Origin of the sequence: Rhizorhabdus antheiae (assembly GCF_049889055.1) — a bacterium.
In the GTDB taxonomy this organism is placed as follows: Bacteria; Pseudomonadota; Alphaproteobacteria; order Sphingomonadales; family Sphingomonadaceae; genus Rhizorhabdus.
This window is the reverse complement of the sequence record NZ_JBLTWO010000017.1, coordinates 1-16,412: the sequence shown is the minus strand read 5'-3', so window position 1 is coordinate 16,412 and position 16,412 is coordinate 1. Positions and strand designations below refer to the sequence as shown.

Genomic DNA, 16,412 nt, shown 5'->3' with positions numbered 1-16,412 from the left:
GCCACGGGCTCGATCAGGCGCGGGCGCGCTGCTCGACGACGGTCTCCAAGATGGTCAACGGCAGGGCGCCTTCGAGCAGCACCTGGTGGAACTGGCGCAGATCGAACTTCGCGCCCTGGATCGCCTTCGCCTTCTCTCGCGCGCGCACCCAGCTCATATGGCCGACCTTGTAACTGCATGCCTGGCCCGGCCAGACGCAGTAGCGGTCGATCTCGCGCTGCGTGCGCGGGCGGGCGAAGCCGCTCGCCTCGACCATGTAATCGGTCGCCTTTTCGCGGCTCCACCGCTTGTAGTGGATGCCGGTGTCGGTCGCGAGGCGCACCGCCCGGAACAGGAAGCTCTGAAGGAAGCCGACGCGGCCGAGCGGATCGTCGGCATAGACGCCCATCTCATCCGCCAACTGCTCGGCATAGAGCGCCCAGCCCTCGACATAGGCACCGAAGGGCGCATCCTTGCGCAGCATCGGCAGATCCTTGGCTTCCTGTGCGAGGCTCAGCTGGAGGTGATGGCCCGGCGTGCCCTCATGATAGGTCAGGCTGGGCAGCGTGTAGCGCGGCCAGTCGCCGGTATCCTTGAGGTTGATATAATAGATCGCCCCGCGCGAGCCATCGAGCGCGGCCGAGTTGTAATAGCCGTTGGGCGCGCCGTCCTGGATGAAGGGGGGCACGCGCTTCACCTCCAGCGCGGCCTTGGGCAGGGTCGCGAACGCCTCGGGCAGGCGCGCGTTGATGTCCTTCACGACACCGTTGATGTAATCGATCAGCTTGGCGCGGCCCGCATCGTCATTGTCGAACAGCTGGCGCGGATCCTTGTTGAGCGCGGTCAGCCGCTCGCCCACGCTGCCGCTGCTCATCCCCTGCCCCTTGAGGATGGTATCGATCTCGGCACTGATCTGAGCGACCTGTTCGAGGCCCATGCGGTGGACCTCCTCGGGGCTCAGCGTCGTCGTCGTCGCATTGGCGAGCGCATCGGCATAGAATTGGTCGCCATTGGGCAGGCGCCAGCAGCCCGCGTCATGTACCGCCTCCTTGCGCAGGCCGGTGACGAGCGCGATCTGCCGGTCCAACGCGGGAAAAACCTCGGCGGTAACGATCTTCTCCGCCATCGCCTGCCAGTTGCCGGGGATGGCCTTCTCCTTCGTACGGCGCGCGATCGACTCCACGAGAACGGTGCTGGCGACAGGCTGATCGCGCAGCGCCTTCAACTGGCCAAGCGCGAGATCCAGGCAGAAGTCGGGCGCGAAGGCGCCGTAGCGGACATCCTCCTGCTGGAAGCGGGTGCTTTCGTCGAGCACGCGGGCGAAGGCGCGCAGCCGCTGGATATAGGCATCGGCATCGCCCTTGGTCTCGATCACATGCTGGGAGTCGAGGAAATCGGGCACCGAGGCATAAGGCCCGCTCAGCTGGCTGATCGCATAAGGAACATAATAGCCGACGGTCGAGCCATAGGGATAGCGCGACGCGCCATCGACGCGCTTCTCCAGCATATAGGCGACGACGTCGTGGTTGAGCTGGCCGCTGGCCGACAGCTGAGCGCGGTCGATCGCCTTGAGCGCGGCAAGCGACGCCTTGTCGGCGGCAAGCGTGCGGGCCTGGCTCTCCTTGGTATAGCTGTCGAGCTGCGACCGCGCGGCGGCGCGCTTGCCCTTGTCGAGACCCAGGCTGGTCGCCGTCTCGGGGCTCTCGTCGATGTCGCGCTCGAAAATGCCGTCGACGAGGGTGAGGAGCGCCTTGTCTGCGGCGCTGCCGGTCGTGGCGGCCTCGGCCAGGCGCGGCAGCATGCCGGCGAACAGAGCCAGGCCCGACGAGCCGATGAATTGACGTCTATCCATGAAAAATCTCTCCCAGAGCGGGTTATGCGCCGGACACTAAGGTCGGCTGCGGGCGACGCAAGACTGTATGAGGCGACAAATACAGCCGGCCTCGATGCGTGCGACGAACTGTGGGAGAGAAAGGTCGGGGGGTTCTGTTGCCCGGCCCCCCCGGGGCCGCTGGATTCCGCTTCTGTTGCCCGGTGCGGACCGAACCGCGCTAATGCGTCGTAACCTTATCCGTTAGGATTCAGTTACGCGGCAATCGCGAGCGCCTCGTTATCGTTGGCACTTGTCATTTTGAACGGTTTTACGGCGCATTCAGGCCGGGCAAAAACATCGTCTTTGAACACACGTCGATCCTGGTTCGGCCCCGTCATGAAACTCGCCGAAGCGGGCTTCGTGGTGGAGCCGCCGGGTACTGCCCCCGGGTCCGCTGCATCTATTCCACGACATCATTTATCACCATAGCCGGGCGAACCCGGCAGGGCCGATATAGGGGGACATGCAGCGGATTTGAAGGGCAAAGCGCGCCGATGGCAAAAAGCGCCGGCGCGACGCGCTCAATCCTTCTTCTTCAGTTCGGCGAGGATCTCGCGCAGCAGAACGACGTCCTCCGGTGGCGCAGCGGGCGCCTCGGGCTTCTTCTCTTCCGCCTTGTTGAGCTTGTGCACCTGGCGGACTAGCAGGAACATCACGAAGGCGACGATCAGGAAGTTGACGGCCACCGTGGCGAACTGACCAAAGCCGATCAGCGGAACGCCCGCGCTCTTGAGGTCGGCATAGCTCGTCACCGAGCCCTTGAAGTCGGCTGGAATCGCGCCAAGCCGCAAGAAGTGGCTGGAGAAATCAAGCCCGCCGGTGAGGAAACCGATGACGGGCATGATGAGGTCGTCGGTCAGCGACGACACGATCTTGCCGAAGGCGGCGCCGATGATCACCGCCACAGCCAGATCGACCACATTACCCCGGTTGATGAAGGCCTTGAATTCGCTGAGCATCGCTCGCATCCCCTTTGGCTAGCCCATGAAATTGGTGCGGCGCGATCATCGCGCCTGCGCCATAAAGGTCAAGCCGGCCATTGACCTTTGCCCGGGCGCGCCTACCTGTCGCAATAATACAGTCCGTTCTACAGGGATGCCCCGCATGAACCTCGATCGCCGCTTCTCCGCTGCCCTGCTCGCCCCCATCGCCGCCATCGCGGTTTCGGGCTGCGGCATCAACAGCGTGCCCGCCGCGCAGGAAGAAGCGAAGGCGAAGTGGGCCGACGTGCAGACGCAATATCAGCGTCGCTCGGACCTGATCCCCAATCTGGTCGCGACCGTGAAAGGCTATGCTGCGCAGGAAAAGACCGTCCTGACCGATGTCACGAACGCGCGTGCGCGGGCGACCGGCATCCAGTTGTCGGGCGCGGACCTGCAGGACCCGGCCAAGGTCAAGGCCTTCGCCGACGCCCAGAACCAGCTGAGCGGATCACTCGGCAGGCTGCTGGCAGTGTCGGAAAACTATCCCGATCTGAAGTCGAGCGACCAGTTCCTCGCGCTGCAAAGCCAGATCGAGGGGACCGAGAACCGCATCGCCGTCGCGCGCCGCGACTATAACGAGTCCGTGCGCGCCTATAACACGCTGATCCGCACCTTCCCGACGGCGATAGGCGCCAAGGTCTTCCACGGTGCGCAGCCGATGCAGCCCTTCGAGGCCAGCGCCGGCGCCGACAAGGCCCCCGCGGTCCAGTTCTGAGGCGGCGGTGACGGCGCTCGCCGCCCCGCCCGCCCTCCGGTGGAAACTCGTAGCCGCACTCGTCGCGCTGTTGCTCGCCCTCGTCGCGGCATGGCCGGCCATGGCGCAGACCTTCCCGCCGTTGACCGGGCGGGTCGTCGATCAGGCGAAACTGCTCTCGCCGCAACAGTCCGCGGCGCTGGAGGCCAAGCTCGCCCAGCTCGAACAGCAGAGCGGGCACCAGATGGTGGTCGCAACGGTCGCCAGCCTCGAAGATTATCCGATCGAGGATTATGGCTACCGCCTCGGCCGCGCCTGGGGGATCGGCGACAAAAAGGCGAATGATGGGCTGCTGCTGCTGGTCGCCCCCAATGAACGCAAGGTGCGGATCGAGGTCGGCTATGGCCTCGAAGGGATCGTCACCGACGCGCTGTCGAGCGTGGTCATCTCGCGCCAGATCCTCCCCCGCTTCCGCGATGGCGACATGGCCGGCGGCATCATGGCCGGCGCCGACACGCTGATCCCGCTGCTGCAACTGCCCCCCGACCAGGCCGAGGCGCGCGCGCAGAAGATGGTCGCCGAGGGGCAGAAGCGCCAGGGCGGCGGCGTTCCGATCGCGCTGATCTTCTGGATCATCGTCATTCTGTTCATCGTCGGATCGAGCATCGCCAGTCGCTTGTCGGGCGGGCGGCGCTATGGCCGCGGTGGCGCCGGCCCGATCATCATCTGGGGTCCCGGCTGGGGCGGCAATGACGATCATTGGGGCGGCGGTGGCGGCTGGGGTGGCGGCGGCGGCGGCTTCTCTGGCGGCGGCGGGTCGTTCGGTGGCGGCGGATCGTCGGGGAGCTGGTGATGGCGGAGATCAGGACCATCAGCGCCGAGGATATCGACCGCGTCACCCAGGCGGTGACGGCAGCAGAGGCGCGCACCGACGGGGAAATCGCGACGATCGTCAGCGAACGATCGGACAATTACAATGACGTGCCGCTGATCTGGGCGGCGCTCGTCGCGCTGCTGGCGCTGTCGGTCTATGCCGCGCTGCCGGACCTCTATATCGGCCTGCTCGACCGGCTGACGGGCGGCTGGCACGTCTGGACGATGCGCGAGTGGCTGACGACCCTGGTCTTCGCCACGGCGATCAAATTCCTTGCCACCCGCTATATCGTCGCCTGGTGGCCGCTGCGCATGGCGCTGACCCCGGGAGCAACGAAGACCCGCCGGGTCCGGGCGCGCGCCGTTGCGCTGTTCAAAGCGTCGACCGAGCGCCGGACGCGCAGCCGCACCGGCGTGCTGATCTATCTGTCGCTCAAGGAGCATCGCGCCGAGATCGTCGCCGACGAGGCGATCGTCGCAAAGGTCTCCCCAGACGCCTGGGGCGCAGCGATGGCGGTGCTGGTCGACAATCTGAAGGCCGGGCGCCCCGGCGAGGGCATGGCCGCCGCCGTTACCGCGATCGGCGACGTGCTGGAGCAGCATTTCCCGCGCAGCGGCAACGATCCCGACGAAATCCCCAACCGGATGATCTGCCTGTGAACGACGACGCCAAGCCGGTCGAGACGATGTGGCAGGGAAAGTACATCACCGTCCGCCGCGAAGGGACGTGGGAATATGTCAGCCGCACGCGCGGCGTGCGCGCCGCGGTTATCCTCGCGATCGATGAGGGCCATGCGATCCTCGTCGAGCAATATCGCGTTCCATTGAAGCGCAACTGCATCGAACTGCCCGCCGGGCTGATCGGCGATACGAGCGAGGGCGAGCCGGACGAGGAGGCAGCCGCCCGCGAGCTGGAGGAAGAGACCGGCTATCGCGCCGCGCAGATCGAAACGATCGGCGAATTTTCCTCATCGCCCGGGATGGTCACCGAGACCTTTTCGCTGGTGCGCGCGACCGGGCTCGAACGCATCCATGACGGCGGCGGGGTCGAAGACGAGAATATCATCGTCCACCGGGTGCCGCTGGCCGAGGTGCCGACCTTCGTGGCGGAGCAGCGCCGGCTGGGCAAGATGATCGACGTCCGGCTGCTGCTTTTGCTCGCCGGCGAAATAATGGGCGACACAGCCTGAAGCCAGTCGCCCTGCCGACCTCTCAGAGGTTGATCGGGCCCACCATGAAATTGTCGGCATAGGCCTGAAGCTTCAGCTTGCGCTCGGGCCCTGCGACGACATGCGCCGTCAATCCCTCGCGCTCGGCATAGGCCTTGGCAGCTTCGAGCGAGGGGAAGGTCAGGCGGACCTGGCCACGCGTGTCGCCCGAGCCTGCCCAGCCGGTGAGCGGATCGGCGCGCTTCGCTTCGGTGGGCTCATGCTCCAGCACCCAGCTGCCGGTGCGGGCGCGGCCCGACTGCATCGCATTCTTGATCTGCTGATAGATACGCGCGTGCGCCATATGATCGTCCCGAAGGATTTGAAACTCTCCGCCCCCTTGCCGCACCGGGCCGACCCGCGTCAAGAACGCTGCGCGGCCTTCTTGGTGCGCAGCGTCGGATCGGCGGCGGCCGGATCGTCGGGCCAGGGGTGGCGCGGGTAACGGCCGCGCATCTCCTTCGCCACCGCCGACCAGCTGCCCGACCAGAAACCGGGCAGGTCCTTGGTCGTCTGGATTGGCCGGCCCGCCGGCGAGGTGAGCCGCAGCGTCAAAGGCACGCGCCCGCCACCGACCATCGGATGCGCCGACAGCCCGAACAGCGCCTGGGGCCGCACCTCGACCGCCGGTCCACCCTCGGCGGCATAGTCGATCGGATGGCGGCTACCGGCCGGTGACTGCAGATGTTCTGGCGCCAGCCGGTCGAGCACGTGCTTGCCCTCCCAGCCGAGCAGGCCGTGGAGCGCGTTGACCAGTTCGCCCGGCGCAATGTCGGACAGGCGCCGGCGCCCCTCGACCAGCGGCGGAAACCAGTCGTCGAGCGTCAGCATCAGCATCGCGTCGGACAGGTCGGGAAGGTCGCCCCCCTGCGCCGCCGCGAAGGCTGCCCGCGCACGCAGCGTTTGCGCAGCATCGCTCCAGTCAAGCAGATCCAGCCCGCGCGTGCGAACCGCGTCGACCAGTGCGGCGGCAATCATCGCGGGCGACGCACTCTCGTCGCGCCCGGCCGACAGGACGATCGCCCCCAGCCGCCGCTCCCGCCGCGCCTCGACCGCGCCCGAGGCGGCGTCGAAACGGGCCGTGCGTCGCAGCTCGATATGATCAGCGAACAGCCGTTCGACGTCGGCCGCCTCGATCGGCACCGCCGACAAGATGCGCGCACCCGAGGCCGCGCCCTGGGTTTCGGCCACCGCCAGCCATTCGCTGCGCGCAAGGCTGGACGTCGCGTCGAGCCGGAACCCGCGACCGCCGCTCGATATCCAGTCCTCGCCCGACGCCGAGCGTCGCTTGGCAATCCGGTCGGGATAGGCCAGGGCGACACAGGCGGCGAACATCGCGTCGTCGCGCCCGCTCCCCTGCCCCACGAGCCGCGCCCAGCGTGTCGCGAGTTGGCGCGCACCATCCGCGCGGCGACCACGCTCGCCCCGCCAGCGGCGCAGGCGCAGCTCCAGATCGGCGTCCTGCCCACCGAGCCCCCGTTCGGACAACAGCACCGCAACCTCCGCCGCCGTGCCGGCAAAGCCACCCTCGGCCGCGCGGATCAGCATATGGCCGAGGCGCGGCGGCAGCGGCAGCGCTGCGATAGCCTTGCCATGCGCGGTCGGGCGTCCGTCCGCGTCGATCGCGTCGAGTCCGGTCAGCCGCTGGCGCGCTTCGGCGACGGCGGCCTCGGGCGGCGGATCGAGCCAGCGCAGGCTGGCCGGATCGGTAACGCCCCAGAGCGCGCAGTCGAGCGTCAACGACGACAGGTCGGTTTCGAGAATCTCCGGCGGGTCATAGGGCGGCAAACCGGCGGTCGCCGCCTGTTCCCACAGCCGATAGACGACGCCCGGCATCTGCCGGCCGGCGCGCCCGGCACGCTGCGTCGCCGCCGCCTGGCTAGCGCGTTCAGTGACGAGCCGGGTCATGCCCGCTGCCCGGTCGTAGCGCGGCCGCCGCGCGAGGCCTGAATCGACGACGATGCGCAGCCCGTCGATGGTGATGCTGGTCTCCGCGATAGAGGTCGCCAGCACCAGCTTGCGCGTGCCCCTGGGCGACGGCGCGATCGCCGCGCGCTGATCGGCGGGGTCGAGCGATCCGTGGAGACGGTGAAGGACGACGTCGTCCGGCAGGGCGGTCAGCCGCTCGGCGGTCCGCTCGATCTCCGCGACGCCGGGCAGGAAGGCGAGCAGGCTCCCCTCGCGCTCCTCCACCAACGCCCGGCGGATCGCGGCGGCCATGTCGTCCTCGATCCGCCGCTCGGCCGATCGGGGCAGATGGCGGATCTCGATCGGATAGCCGCGCCCCGCGCTCTCGACCAGCGGCGCGCCGTCCATCAGCGTCGAGAAACGCCCGCCGTCGAGCGTCGCCGACATCGCCACCAGCCGCAGGTCGGGGCGCAGCGCAGACTGCGCGTCGAGCGCCAGCGCCAGGCCGAAATCGCTGTCGAGGCTGCGCTCGTGCACCTCGTCGAACAACACCGCCGACACGCCCGCCAGTTCGGGATCGGCCTGGATGCGGTTGACGAAGATGCCCTCGGTGACGACCAGGATACGCGTGTCGGCCGACTGGCGGCTGTCGAGGCGGGTCGCATAGCCGATCGTTCGACCGACCGGCTCGCCCGCCAGCTCGGCCATGCGCTCGGCCGCCGCCCGCGCGGCGAGGCGGCGCGGGGACAGGAGCAGGATACGACCGTCGCACCAGGGCTCGCCGAGCAGGGCTGGCGCGACCGCCGTCGTCTTGCCGGCACCAGGCGGTGCGACCAGCACGGCATTGGCCCCGTCACGCAGGGCGGCAAGCAGATCCGGAAGGACGGCGTCGATTGGCAGCATTGAACCGGCTTTGGACCCATAAGCCCCTCCCTTTCAAGGGAGGGGATGGGGTGGGTGTCGGCGGCAAGGGGCTCGATGCCCCTTGGCGGCGACCATCGGTCGATCGGGGACGCTCGCTGACGCTCGCGACCCACCCCCGGCCCCTCCCTTGAAAGGGAGGGGTGAACAACGGGTCAACAAGAGCGGGCGAGCGCGACCGGCACCGCGTTGGAGGCGTCGGACAGACGGGGCGGCGTCGATTGGCAGAGTGGAATGCGTCGGGACCCATAAGCCCCTCCCTTTCAAGGGAGGGGATGGGGTGGGTGTCGGTTGATCGGGGACGCTCGCTTCGCTCGCGACCCACCCCGCCCCCTCCCTTGAAAGGGAGGGGTGGACAACGGGTCAGTAAGCGCGCGCCACCGCGAACTGTGCAGCTTCGACGAGTGCGGCCTTGGCCATGCCGTTGGGGAAGCTGGCGAGCGCGTCGATCGCGCGCTGGGCATAATGCCGCGCGCGGGTGGCGGTGTCGGCAAGTGCGCCGGTTTGGCGCAGCAACACGGTCGCGCGGACCAGATCCTCGTCCTCGTTCCGCAGGCCCTCGATCGCCTCGCGGAGGAAGTCGCGTTCGGCGCCCTCGGCACGGGCATAAGCGAGGATGACGGGCAGCGTCACCTTGCCGTCGCGGAAGTCGTCGCCCGCGTCCTTGCCCATGGTCGCGCCGTCCGATTCATAATCGATGATGTCGTCGACCAGCTGGAAGGCGATGCCGAGATAGCGCCCATATTGGTCGAGCGCTTCCTCGACTGCCGGCTCACGCTCGGCCACGACAGCGGCGATCTTGCAGGCCGCAGCGAACAACACCGCCGTCTTGGCGGTGATGATCTCGAGATAGCGTTCCTCGCTCGTTTCGATCCGGCGCTGGGCGGTCAGCTGGTTGACCTCGCCCTCCGCGATTACCGCCGAAGCGTTGGACAGGATGCGCAGGACGCGCAGCGATCCGTCCTCGACCATCAGCTCGAACGAGCGGCTGAACAGGAAATCGCCGACCAGCACCGAGGCGGCGTTGCCCCAGATCATGTTGGCGGTGCGGCGGCCACGGCGCAGGCCCGACTGGTCGACGACGTCGTCGTGGAGCAGCGTTGCGGTGTGGATGAACTCGACCGTCGCGGCGAGCTTGAAATGGCGCTGGCCGGCATAGTCGAGCAGGCGCGCGCAGGCGAGCGTCAGCATCGGCCGCATCCGCTTGCCGCCGCCCGCGATCAAATGCCCCGCCAGTTCGGGGATCAGGGGGACCTCCGACTGCATCCGTTCGAGGATGACGGCATTGACGGCGTTCATGTCGTTCGCGACGAGCGTCATCATCGGTTCCAGCGACGGAGCGGCGGAACGGCGGATCGGGGTAACGGTCGCGGTCATGGGCTTGCCCATGCCGCCCGCGCGCGTGAAAGGCAAGTCCGGAGGCCACCTGTTTCGGCTCCAGCCGAGGCTTTTGAGGGGCCGGACGAAACTCGTCCTTGCCAAAGCGATAGGCTATACTCGATAGGCGGCGGACAGCATGAATTGGGGGCGTGGCGCCACATGGCCGACGAGACACTGAACCGCTATCGCGAGAGCATCGACAATATCGATGCGGCCCTGATCTTCATGCTCGCGGAGCGTTTCAAGGTCACCAAGGCGGTCGGCGAGCACAAGGCGAAGACCGGCCTGCCGCCCGCCGATCCGGGGCGCGAGCAGGTGCAGATCGAACGGTTGCGCACCCTCGCCAAGAGCGCCAATCTTGATCCCGATTTCTCCGAGAAATTCCTGCGCTTCATCATCGACGAAGTGATCCATCACCATCGCAAGGCCGGCGCGGCCGGCTGAGCCCCCGGCGGGCGGAGAGCGCCATGTCCTTCACCAAGGCGGTCGATCTGCTCCGGCTGGCGATGATGTGCAGCGGGCGGCGCGGCGTCTCGCTGAGCGAGGTCGAGACGGAGTTCTCCTGCGTCCGCCGCACCGCGCAGCGGATGATGGCTGCGCTCGAAGAGGCCTTTCCCGCAGTCGAACGCCACATCGGCGATGACGGGCGCCATTATTGGCGGCTCCCGGCGCGGGCGATCGCCCCCCTCCTCTCGCCCTCCGCCGACGAACTGGCGGCGATGAGCGCAGCGGTGACCGAACTCGACCGTGCGGGAATGGGCGCCGAAGCGGGGCGGCTGCGCGCGCTGGGCCAGAAGGTGCGCGCGCTGCTGCCGCCCGAAAAGGGCAGCCGCCTGGCGGTCGACGAGGAAGCGCTGCTGGAGGCGATGGGTTATGCCGCCCGCCCCGGCCCGCGCCCGACCCTGAACGCCGAGGTCGATGCGGCGATCTCACACGCCCTCAAGGGGCCTTTCCATCTGCGTATCGCCTATCAGAGCCGCGCCGAAAGCGCGCCGAGCGAGCGCGTGATCGCGCCTTATGGCCTGCTGCTGGGGGCTCGGCGCTATCTGGTCGGCATGGACCTGGCGCGCGACGACGGGCGGCTGCGCCATTACCGGGTCGAGGACATCGCCAGCGCCGCCCCGCTCGACACGAGCTTCGACTATCCTGAGGACTTCCACCTCGCCGACTATGCCGAGCGCGCCTTCGGCTCCTTCCATAATGACTCCGAATATGGCGAGGTCGTCTGGAAATTCGCGCCCCACGCCGCCGACCGCGCCCGCCGCTTCCTCTTCCACCCTCGCCAGACGAGCGAGGCGCTGGACGACGGCTCCCTGATCGTCCGCTTCGCCGCGTCAGGGCATCTGGAAATGGCGTGGCACCTCTACAGCTGGGGCGACGCGGTCGAGGTGCTGGCACCGCAGGCGCTGGCGGAGATGGTGCACCCGTTCCGGAGAACGGACTTCAAGGCGCTGCCTTGAGGGAAGCCCGAGCCCGACCCGGTTACTCCCGAACAATTCCATCGGAAAGCCTGCCGGACACGCGCTAGATACGGATGCCGTTCAACTTCGCTACCCATACAGCATGGAGGCTTTTTAGCGCCGCGTTGCGAATATAGCCCGGATCGGAATCATCGATAAGGCGCTCGACGATCTCGAAGACGAACGCCTCACTTCCATGGGCAGCCCATGCTTGTTGAAGCGACCGATGCGGATTGCTCCCCTGTCGCAGCGTGAACCAGAGGCGGTTTTGGATAGTGGATAGATCGGGCGCGCTACCCACCCACAGCTGACCCGATGCCGTGCATCGAATGCCGTAGATCCCTGCTTCGACCTTCCGCTCCCGGTAGGCCGCGACAGCCGCCTTCCGCCTCTCCCCGCTCATATATGATCCTTCCTCTGCTGGGGGCCGCCCCTAGATGGCTTGGCGATTCATAGCAATATTACCCGGCTATATTGACCTATATTTTTATCCGGTTAAAAAAATAGCATGTCTGAATATCTTTCCACCCTCTGTACCGCCTTTGCGGGTACCCGGCGCATTGCGAGCGGGGCGTTGATCGACGTGGCCTTGTCAATCAAGGCGGCGGAAGCCCACTTGCAGAGTCCAGTCCTCACCTTCGACGATGCTTCAGGCGCGGTGATCGACCTCGACCTGCGAGGCACCACCGCTGAAATTGTCACGCGATTGACCGAGCATGGAGAGCTTGAAGCCTTGGCGGCCAGAACGGGGCGGGCTTTGCCAGGTGCTGGCACCCGCTCGCGTGGGCGCCCGAAGCTGGGCGTGGTTGCGCGTGAAGTGACCCTGCTGCCACGGCATTGGGATTGGCTCGCACGCCAACCGGGGGGAGCCTCGCAGGCCTTGCGTCGTCTCGTAGACGACGCGCGTCGCGGCGATGACGGACAGAGCGATCGCAAGGCGGCACATGAGCGTTCTTACCGCTTTCTGTCGGCGCTGGCCGGCGACCTGCCCGGCTATGAGGAAGCGATCCGCGCCCTGTTCGCTGGTGACAATGAAGCGTTCGCCGAGCGGATGGCAACCTGGCCCCCGGACATTCGGGATCACGCCCTGGCGCTTGCCCGATCCGGCACCCGAGAGGAACGATCATGACGATTGTGGACCGGCGCAAACAGCGGCTCATCGCCTTCATTCGGCAAGTCTGGGACGATGGCGAAGCGGATGCGGCTGACGACTATATCGCGGAGACGTACGCGATCCGCCACGATCCGGGCGATCCCTGGGAGGGCAGGACCCTTGACCGCGCAGGGTTCAAGGATCGGGTAGTCACGTCACGCGCGGCGTTTCCCGACCAGCGTTTCGACATCCAGAACTTGTTCGCCGATGGCGACAGCGTCGTAATGACGTGGCTCTGGAGCGGCACGCATAGCGGTGACCTGCAGGGCTTCCCCGCAACCGGCAAGATCATCCGTATGTCGGGTTCAACGGTCTACATGTTCGACACCGAAGACCGCCTGACCGGCCATTGGCAAATAACCGATAGACTTGGCGTGTTTCAGCAGCTCCAACGCGATCTTGCCGATATCTCATCCGATCGGACGCCACCGAGTTTCTGAGACAAGGGTTCGAGACATAGTCGCAGGAAAGAATCATCATCCCGCAGTCGTTGCGATCAGGCGGCGTGCGCCTGATGGTCGCCTGAACCGGCCAGCGGAATGACCGCACCGTCGGCAAGCGCGATCGACGGCTTGTCCAGTATCTCCAGCAAATCTTCGGTAGAGGTCGCCGGGCCGGTAACGGCCTGTTCAGACAGGATCGCCGCCGACACGGCCCGAGCCATTTCGGCGCATTCGACCAGACCCTGAACAAAGGGTCTGTTCCGAAGCAGGAACGGCAGTGCGCAAAGATGGACGCGCTCGAGCGAGCTATCCTGATCGCCGCAGGTGAGATCATCTCCGGGGTTGAGGCCGCTTTTCCAGTCGTCCCCCTCGGCGAGCGCGCTGGCGCAGAGTTGCAGGCGCAAGGTGGGAAAGGGGAAATGGTTGAGCGCCGCCGCCTGCGAGCCGCGCGCATCGATCAGCTCGTCCACCCGCCCGGTCCAGTTCGGCGAGCGCACCCGCCAGCCGAGGCCCGGGCCGGGCCCGATGTCGTAATCCTTGCCCAGGGCGATCAGATCCACGACCTGCGCATCGTGCAGGGCCAGCATCCGTTCGATCGAAAGATGCGGAACCGCCGCATAATTGTCGGTGAAGACGCGCTTGAGGCCTTTGTGCAGGCGAGCAAGATCGGTTGGCGAAAGCGCGGGTATCGCCTGCGCGAGAACCTCATGCGCCTTGAGGATCGCGATCCGCCACGACGGCGTCCGATGATTGGCGTGCCAGACCTTCACATCGGCCAGATTGGCCCGCGCATGCGCCCAGGGACCGCTCGCCCGGCGCCCCGCGAAATAGCGCTCGGCGAAATCATCGGCGGTCGCCTCGGCGAGACCGATGCCATTCGCCCAGTCCGGATCGGCTGCTTCGAGCGCGCGCGCGAAAAGGGCGAACAACCGATCCAGATCGCCATCCTCGCCGCGCAGGCTTGCGGCGGCGCTTTGCGGCGTAAAATGCTCCAGCTCAGGCAGCGGATGCGGAAACCAGAAATCGGCCTCGGGCAACAGACCGTGCCGGCTGAACAGTGTCGCGCGCCAGGGGGTTGTGGGCATATAGACCAGCCGCCCGTCGCGCTCGACGAACTCGCCGCGGTTCATCGCGATGGCCACCACCGCATCGATGCCCGAAAGCGATGAGCCCAGCACGCCGATATGCGGCGATGCAGCTATCCCCGCCGCGCGGGACGCCGCCTTGCCGGTGAGCTCCGCCGCGTCGCTGTCTTCGGACGCGATCGGGCCATAGCCCGAAGCCACGATCACCCGATCGAACGCATCCTGCCTGATCGAACCCGCGCCATCGCGCCAGTCGACCCTGCAGCCATGCGGCAAGGCGACGACATCGATCACATCCGCACCGCTGTAGACCGAAACCGGGATCGGGCTGCGCTCGACGGCGAGGGCGAACTGATCGGCCAGCCACGCCCCCAGCACCACGCGGGGAAAGAAGGCGCGCTCATTGCCCGCGTCGTCACCGATGCCCCACGCGTCGAGCCTACCCCGGGGCTGGCGCACCGCCCAGGCGTTGAGCGGCTCGATAACCGGGGGGATCTCGATGCCCGCAATGTTGGACAGCGCATGCGCGTCGTTCAACTGCTCGGAATAAGCGAGACCGGGCCCACAGACGTCGCTGCTCTCGAAAACGACGATCTCCCGCGCCACGCCAGCGCGGGTTAGAGCCTCCAGCGTGTAGGTACCGGTCGCCCCCGCCCCGATGATGGCGATGCGTTCGCCCGGCGCGTGGGATGGGCTCGTAAGGATAGGAAGGGGCCTTGCTGACAAAAATGGTGGTTGGTTATGGAACTGGAACGCAACCGAAATCAGTAGGTTCCCGTGACGGAATGACTGCTTCAAGAGAAAATTCAGCGATCGGTATCCCATGTCGCGTCTAACGGGACAACACATGCAACCTTATTGCCATGGGCCTCGGAATGTGCCGCAGCAGTCGATTATAAAATTACCCAGAAATACAATCCTCACCGCAGCCAATCGGAGAAAATCCGAAATGGACGAAACGCCGCTACCATTTCTGGCAATACGGAGATTATGCGGTTGACAATACAACACTCACTCTCAGGATATCAGAAATTTCGTAGTATATTCTGATGTATATAATCTCGTAATAAGTTGGCAACAACAGTAATCGTGTCGGGGTTTAAAATGGCAGAAATAATCAGCGACGGCATAACGCCAATAAATTTTAACAATTTTTCTCCGGAGCAGCTTAGTTTTTCATCCTATTCCAGACAATCTACCACAGAATTTTACATGAAGGTAGATTATGTAGAATTTCGTTTTAGTGGCGGATCGTTTTCTTACGACGAGGATGGAATTCCTGTTGGTGGAACTATAACAAAAATGGAGGAAATTTCCAATGGGGTAGTCACGTATAGCATAATCTACATGCATGATGATGTATCTAAACTGCATAGTTATATTTTGGAGGGAAACCCATTCGTTTACATGCCTCTGTTAGTGGGAAATGACACACTAAAAGGTGGTTCAGGAGACGATATTCTTCTTGGCCTCGATGGTCACGACATCATTACCGGGGGAGCCGGGTTCGATGAAATCTATGGAGGATTCGGCAACGACCACCTTTACGGCCAATCAGCCGGTGGCGGACTAGACGATGGAGACGTAATCGTAGGGAACGAGGGGAACGACTATATTCAGGGCAATGCTGGCAACGACAGCATCGACGGCGGCGGAGGCTCCGACCGCATCAACGGCGGATCAGGAAACGACAGGATAGGGCAAACCGGCCTTCCCCTCCCGAACTTTGGGGATACCGATGGAAATGATACCGTTAACGGGAACCAGGGAGATGATACTATATATGGAGGCGTCGGAAACGACTCCCTTCGAGGCGGTCAAGGCAACGATGTCATTTATGGCGATCAAGGAAATGACATTCTCGTCGGCGACCTAGGCAATGACAGAATAATAGGCGCCGCCGGCTTTGATTTAATGACCGGTGGTCCAGGTTCAGATATTTTTAAACTTGACGGTGATTCATATCCAGTAGGAACCAATTCTCCATATATTATAAATGGCCCAAATTCATTTCTAATGGATATTATAACTGATTTTTCTCCGGGTGAAGATTATTTAATCATGGGCAGCAGCAGTAGCGGCCAGAGAAATATATCCGTTCATCATGCCAGCAATGCCAGTGAAGCGGCGGCTATTCCTCAAAATAACAACGACTATATTGCCGTTCAAGTCGGAAGCGACACTTTTATGTTTTATTATCAGAATGCAGTTCTTCTTATTGGTGTAAATGCAGAAGATCTACAACCAACAGATTTTATTTGAGATTATATTTAGAATTACAATTGTCGGCATTTCATAAATTATTCTTATTTTTATTGACAATTGTAGAGCATAATTCTTGTTTATGTAAGAAGCGAAGCTCCGTGTCTCCTATCCCCGCTTCCTATGCTATCGCCCGGCTGGCGGGCAGACGAGCAGCATTAGCAAAAGCGTCATCAACCCTTTGCCTTGT

16 protein-coding genes and 1 other RNA gene are annotated in these 16,412 nt (G+C 64.5%); 9 read left to right on the top strand and 8 right to left on the bottom strand.

The window, feature by feature from the left end; all coding sequences use genetic code 11:
• Positions 1–13: 13 nt before the first annotated feature.
• The 3 genes from ACNI3R_RS19915 to mscL all read right to left on the bottom strand — a co-directional run bounded on the left by ACNI3R_RS19915 (position 14) and on the right by mscL (position 2,811).
• Positions 14–1,831, bottom strand: coding sequence for a DUF885 domain-containing protein (locus tag ACNI3R_RS19915; protein WP_426186818.1), 1,818 nt, complete (start codon positions 1,829–1,831; stop codon positions 14–16).
• A gap of 161 nt (positions 1,832–1,992) precedes the next feature.
• Positions 1,993–2,335: a transfer-messenger RNA gene (ssrA, locus tag ACNI3R_RS19910) on the bottom strand.
• Positions 2,336–2,373: 38 nt separating this feature from the next.
• Positions 2,374–2,811 carry a large conductance mechanosensitive channel protein MscL gene (gene mscL / locus ACNI3R_RS19905; protein ID WP_426186816.1) on the bottom strand — a complete coding sequence of 146 codons (438 nt, stop codon included), beginning with the start codon at positions 2,809–2,811 and terminating at the stop codon, positions 2,374–2,376.
• A 145-nt stretch (positions 2,812–2,956) separates the two neighbouring features.
• Between mscL and ACNI3R_RS19900 the strand changes: the two genes are divergently transcribed.
• The 4 genes from ACNI3R_RS19900 to ACNI3R_RS19885 all read left to right on the top strand — a co-directional run bounded on the left by ACNI3R_RS19900 (position 2,957) and on the right by ACNI3R_RS19885 (position 5,592).
• On the top strand, positions 2,957–3,550 hold the full coding sequence (locus ACNI3R_RS19900; protein ID WP_426186813.1) for a LemA family protein: 594 nt from the start codon (positions 2,957–2,959) through the stop codon (positions 3,548–3,550).
• Between the two features lie 100 nt (positions 3,551–3,650).
• A complete protein-coding gene (locus tag ACNI3R_RS19895; RefSeq protein WP_426186857.1) occupies positions 3,651–4,382 on the top strand; it encodes a TPM domain-containing protein in 732 nt (243 codons plus the stop codon).
• Complete coding sequence (locus ACNI3R_RS19890; RefSeq protein WP_426186810.1) at positions 4,382–5,062, top strand: TPM domain-containing protein; 681 nt, start codon at positions 4,382–4,384, stop codon at positions 5,060–5,062. Before ACNI3R_RS19895 ends, ACNI3R_RS19890 begins: the two co-directional genes overlap by 1 nt.
• 26 nt (positions 5,063–5,088) lie before the next feature.
• Positions 5,089–5,592 (top strand): NUDIX hydrolase, encoded by a 504-nt coding sequence (locus tag ACNI3R_RS19885; protein ID WP_426186854.1) that lies wholly within the window; start codon positions 5,089–5,091, stop codon positions 5,590–5,592.
• Between the two features lie 22 nt (positions 5,593–5,614).
• Here the strand turns inward: ACNI3R_RS19885 and ACNI3R_RS19880 are convergent, their stop codons facing one another.
• From ACNI3R_RS19880 to ACNI3R_RS19870, 3 genes are all read right to left on the bottom strand, one after another.
• Positions 5,615–5,914: an ETC complex I subunit gene (locus tag ACNI3R_RS19880; RefSeq protein WP_426186807.1), complete on the bottom strand. Its 300-nt coding sequence runs from the start codon at positions 5,912–5,914 to the stop codon at positions 5,615–5,617.
• 59 nt (positions 5,915–5,973) lie between these two features.
• On the bottom strand, positions 5,974–8,421 hold the full coding sequence (gene hrpB, locus ACNI3R_RS19875) for an ATP-dependent helicase HrpB (RefSeq protein WP_426186804.1): 2,448 nt from the start codon (positions 8,419–8,421) through the stop codon (positions 5,974–5,976).
• A 381-nt stretch (positions 8,422–8,802) separates the two neighbouring features.
• Positions 8,803–9,816, bottom strand: a complete 1,014-nt coding sequence (locus ACNI3R_RS19870; RefSeq protein ID WP_426186801.1) for a polyprenyl synthetase family protein — start codon at positions 9,814–9,816, stop codon at positions 8,803–8,805.
• A gap of 162 nt (positions 9,817–9,978) precedes the next feature.
• On the opposite strand from ACNI3R_RS19870, the gene ACNI3R_RS19865 reads away from it, so the two are divergent.
• Complete coding sequence (locus tag ACNI3R_RS19865) at positions 9,979–10,263, top strand: chorismate mutase (protein ID WP_426186798.1); 285 nt, start codon at positions 9,979–9,981, stop codon at positions 10,261–10,263.
• A gap of 23 nt (positions 10,264–10,286) precedes the next feature.
• Positions 10,287–11,279 carry a helix-turn-helix transcriptional regulator gene (locus ACNI3R_RS19860; protein WP_426186795.1) on the top strand — a complete coding sequence of 331 codons (993 nt, stop codon included), beginning with the start codon at positions 10,287–10,289 and terminating at the stop codon, positions 11,277–11,279.
• 64 nt (positions 11,280–11,343) lie between these two features.
• Here the strand turns inward: ACNI3R_RS19860 and ACNI3R_RS19855 are convergent, their stop codons facing one another.
• Positions 11,344–11,682, bottom strand: coding sequence for a GIY-YIG nuclease family protein (locus tag ACNI3R_RS19855; protein ID WP_426186792.1), 339 nt, complete (start codon positions 11,680–11,682; stop codon positions 11,344–11,346).
• Between the two features lie 105 nt (positions 11,683–11,787).
• On the opposite strand from ACNI3R_RS19855, the gene ACNI3R_RS19850 reads away from it, so the two are divergent.
• Together ACNI3R_RS19850 and ACNI3R_RS19845 are read left to right on the top strand one after the other, a co-directional pair.
• Positions 11,788–12,408, top strand: coding sequence for a DUF2239 family protein (locus tag ACNI3R_RS19850; RefSeq protein WP_426186789.1), 621 nt, complete (start codon positions 11,788–11,790; stop codon positions 12,406–12,408).
• Positions 12,405–12,872: an ester cyclase gene (locus ACNI3R_RS19845; RefSeq protein ID WP_426186786.1), complete on the top strand. Its 468-nt coding sequence runs from the start codon at positions 12,405–12,407 to the stop codon at positions 12,870–12,872. The genes ACNI3R_RS19850 and ACNI3R_RS19845 overlap by 4 nt, the downstream gene beginning before the upstream one ends.
• Before the next feature lie 56 nt (positions 12,873–12,928).
• Here the strand turns inward: ACNI3R_RS19845 and ACNI3R_RS19840 are convergent, their stop codons facing one another.
• Entirely contained in the window at positions 12,929–14,785 is a 1,857-nt protein-coding gene (locus tag ACNI3R_RS19840; protein ID WP_426186783.1) for an FAD/NAD(P)-binding protein, read from the bottom strand.
• Positions 14,786–15,064: 279 nt separating this feature from the next.
• On the opposite strand from ACNI3R_RS19840, the gene ACNI3R_RS19835 reads away from it, so the two are divergent.
• Positions 15,065–16,222, top strand: a complete 1,158-nt coding sequence (locus tag ACNI3R_RS19835; RefSeq protein ID WP_426186780.1) for a calcium-binding protein — start codon at positions 15,065–15,067, stop codon at positions 16,220–16,222.
• Positions 16,223–16,412 lie beyond the last annotated feature (190 nt).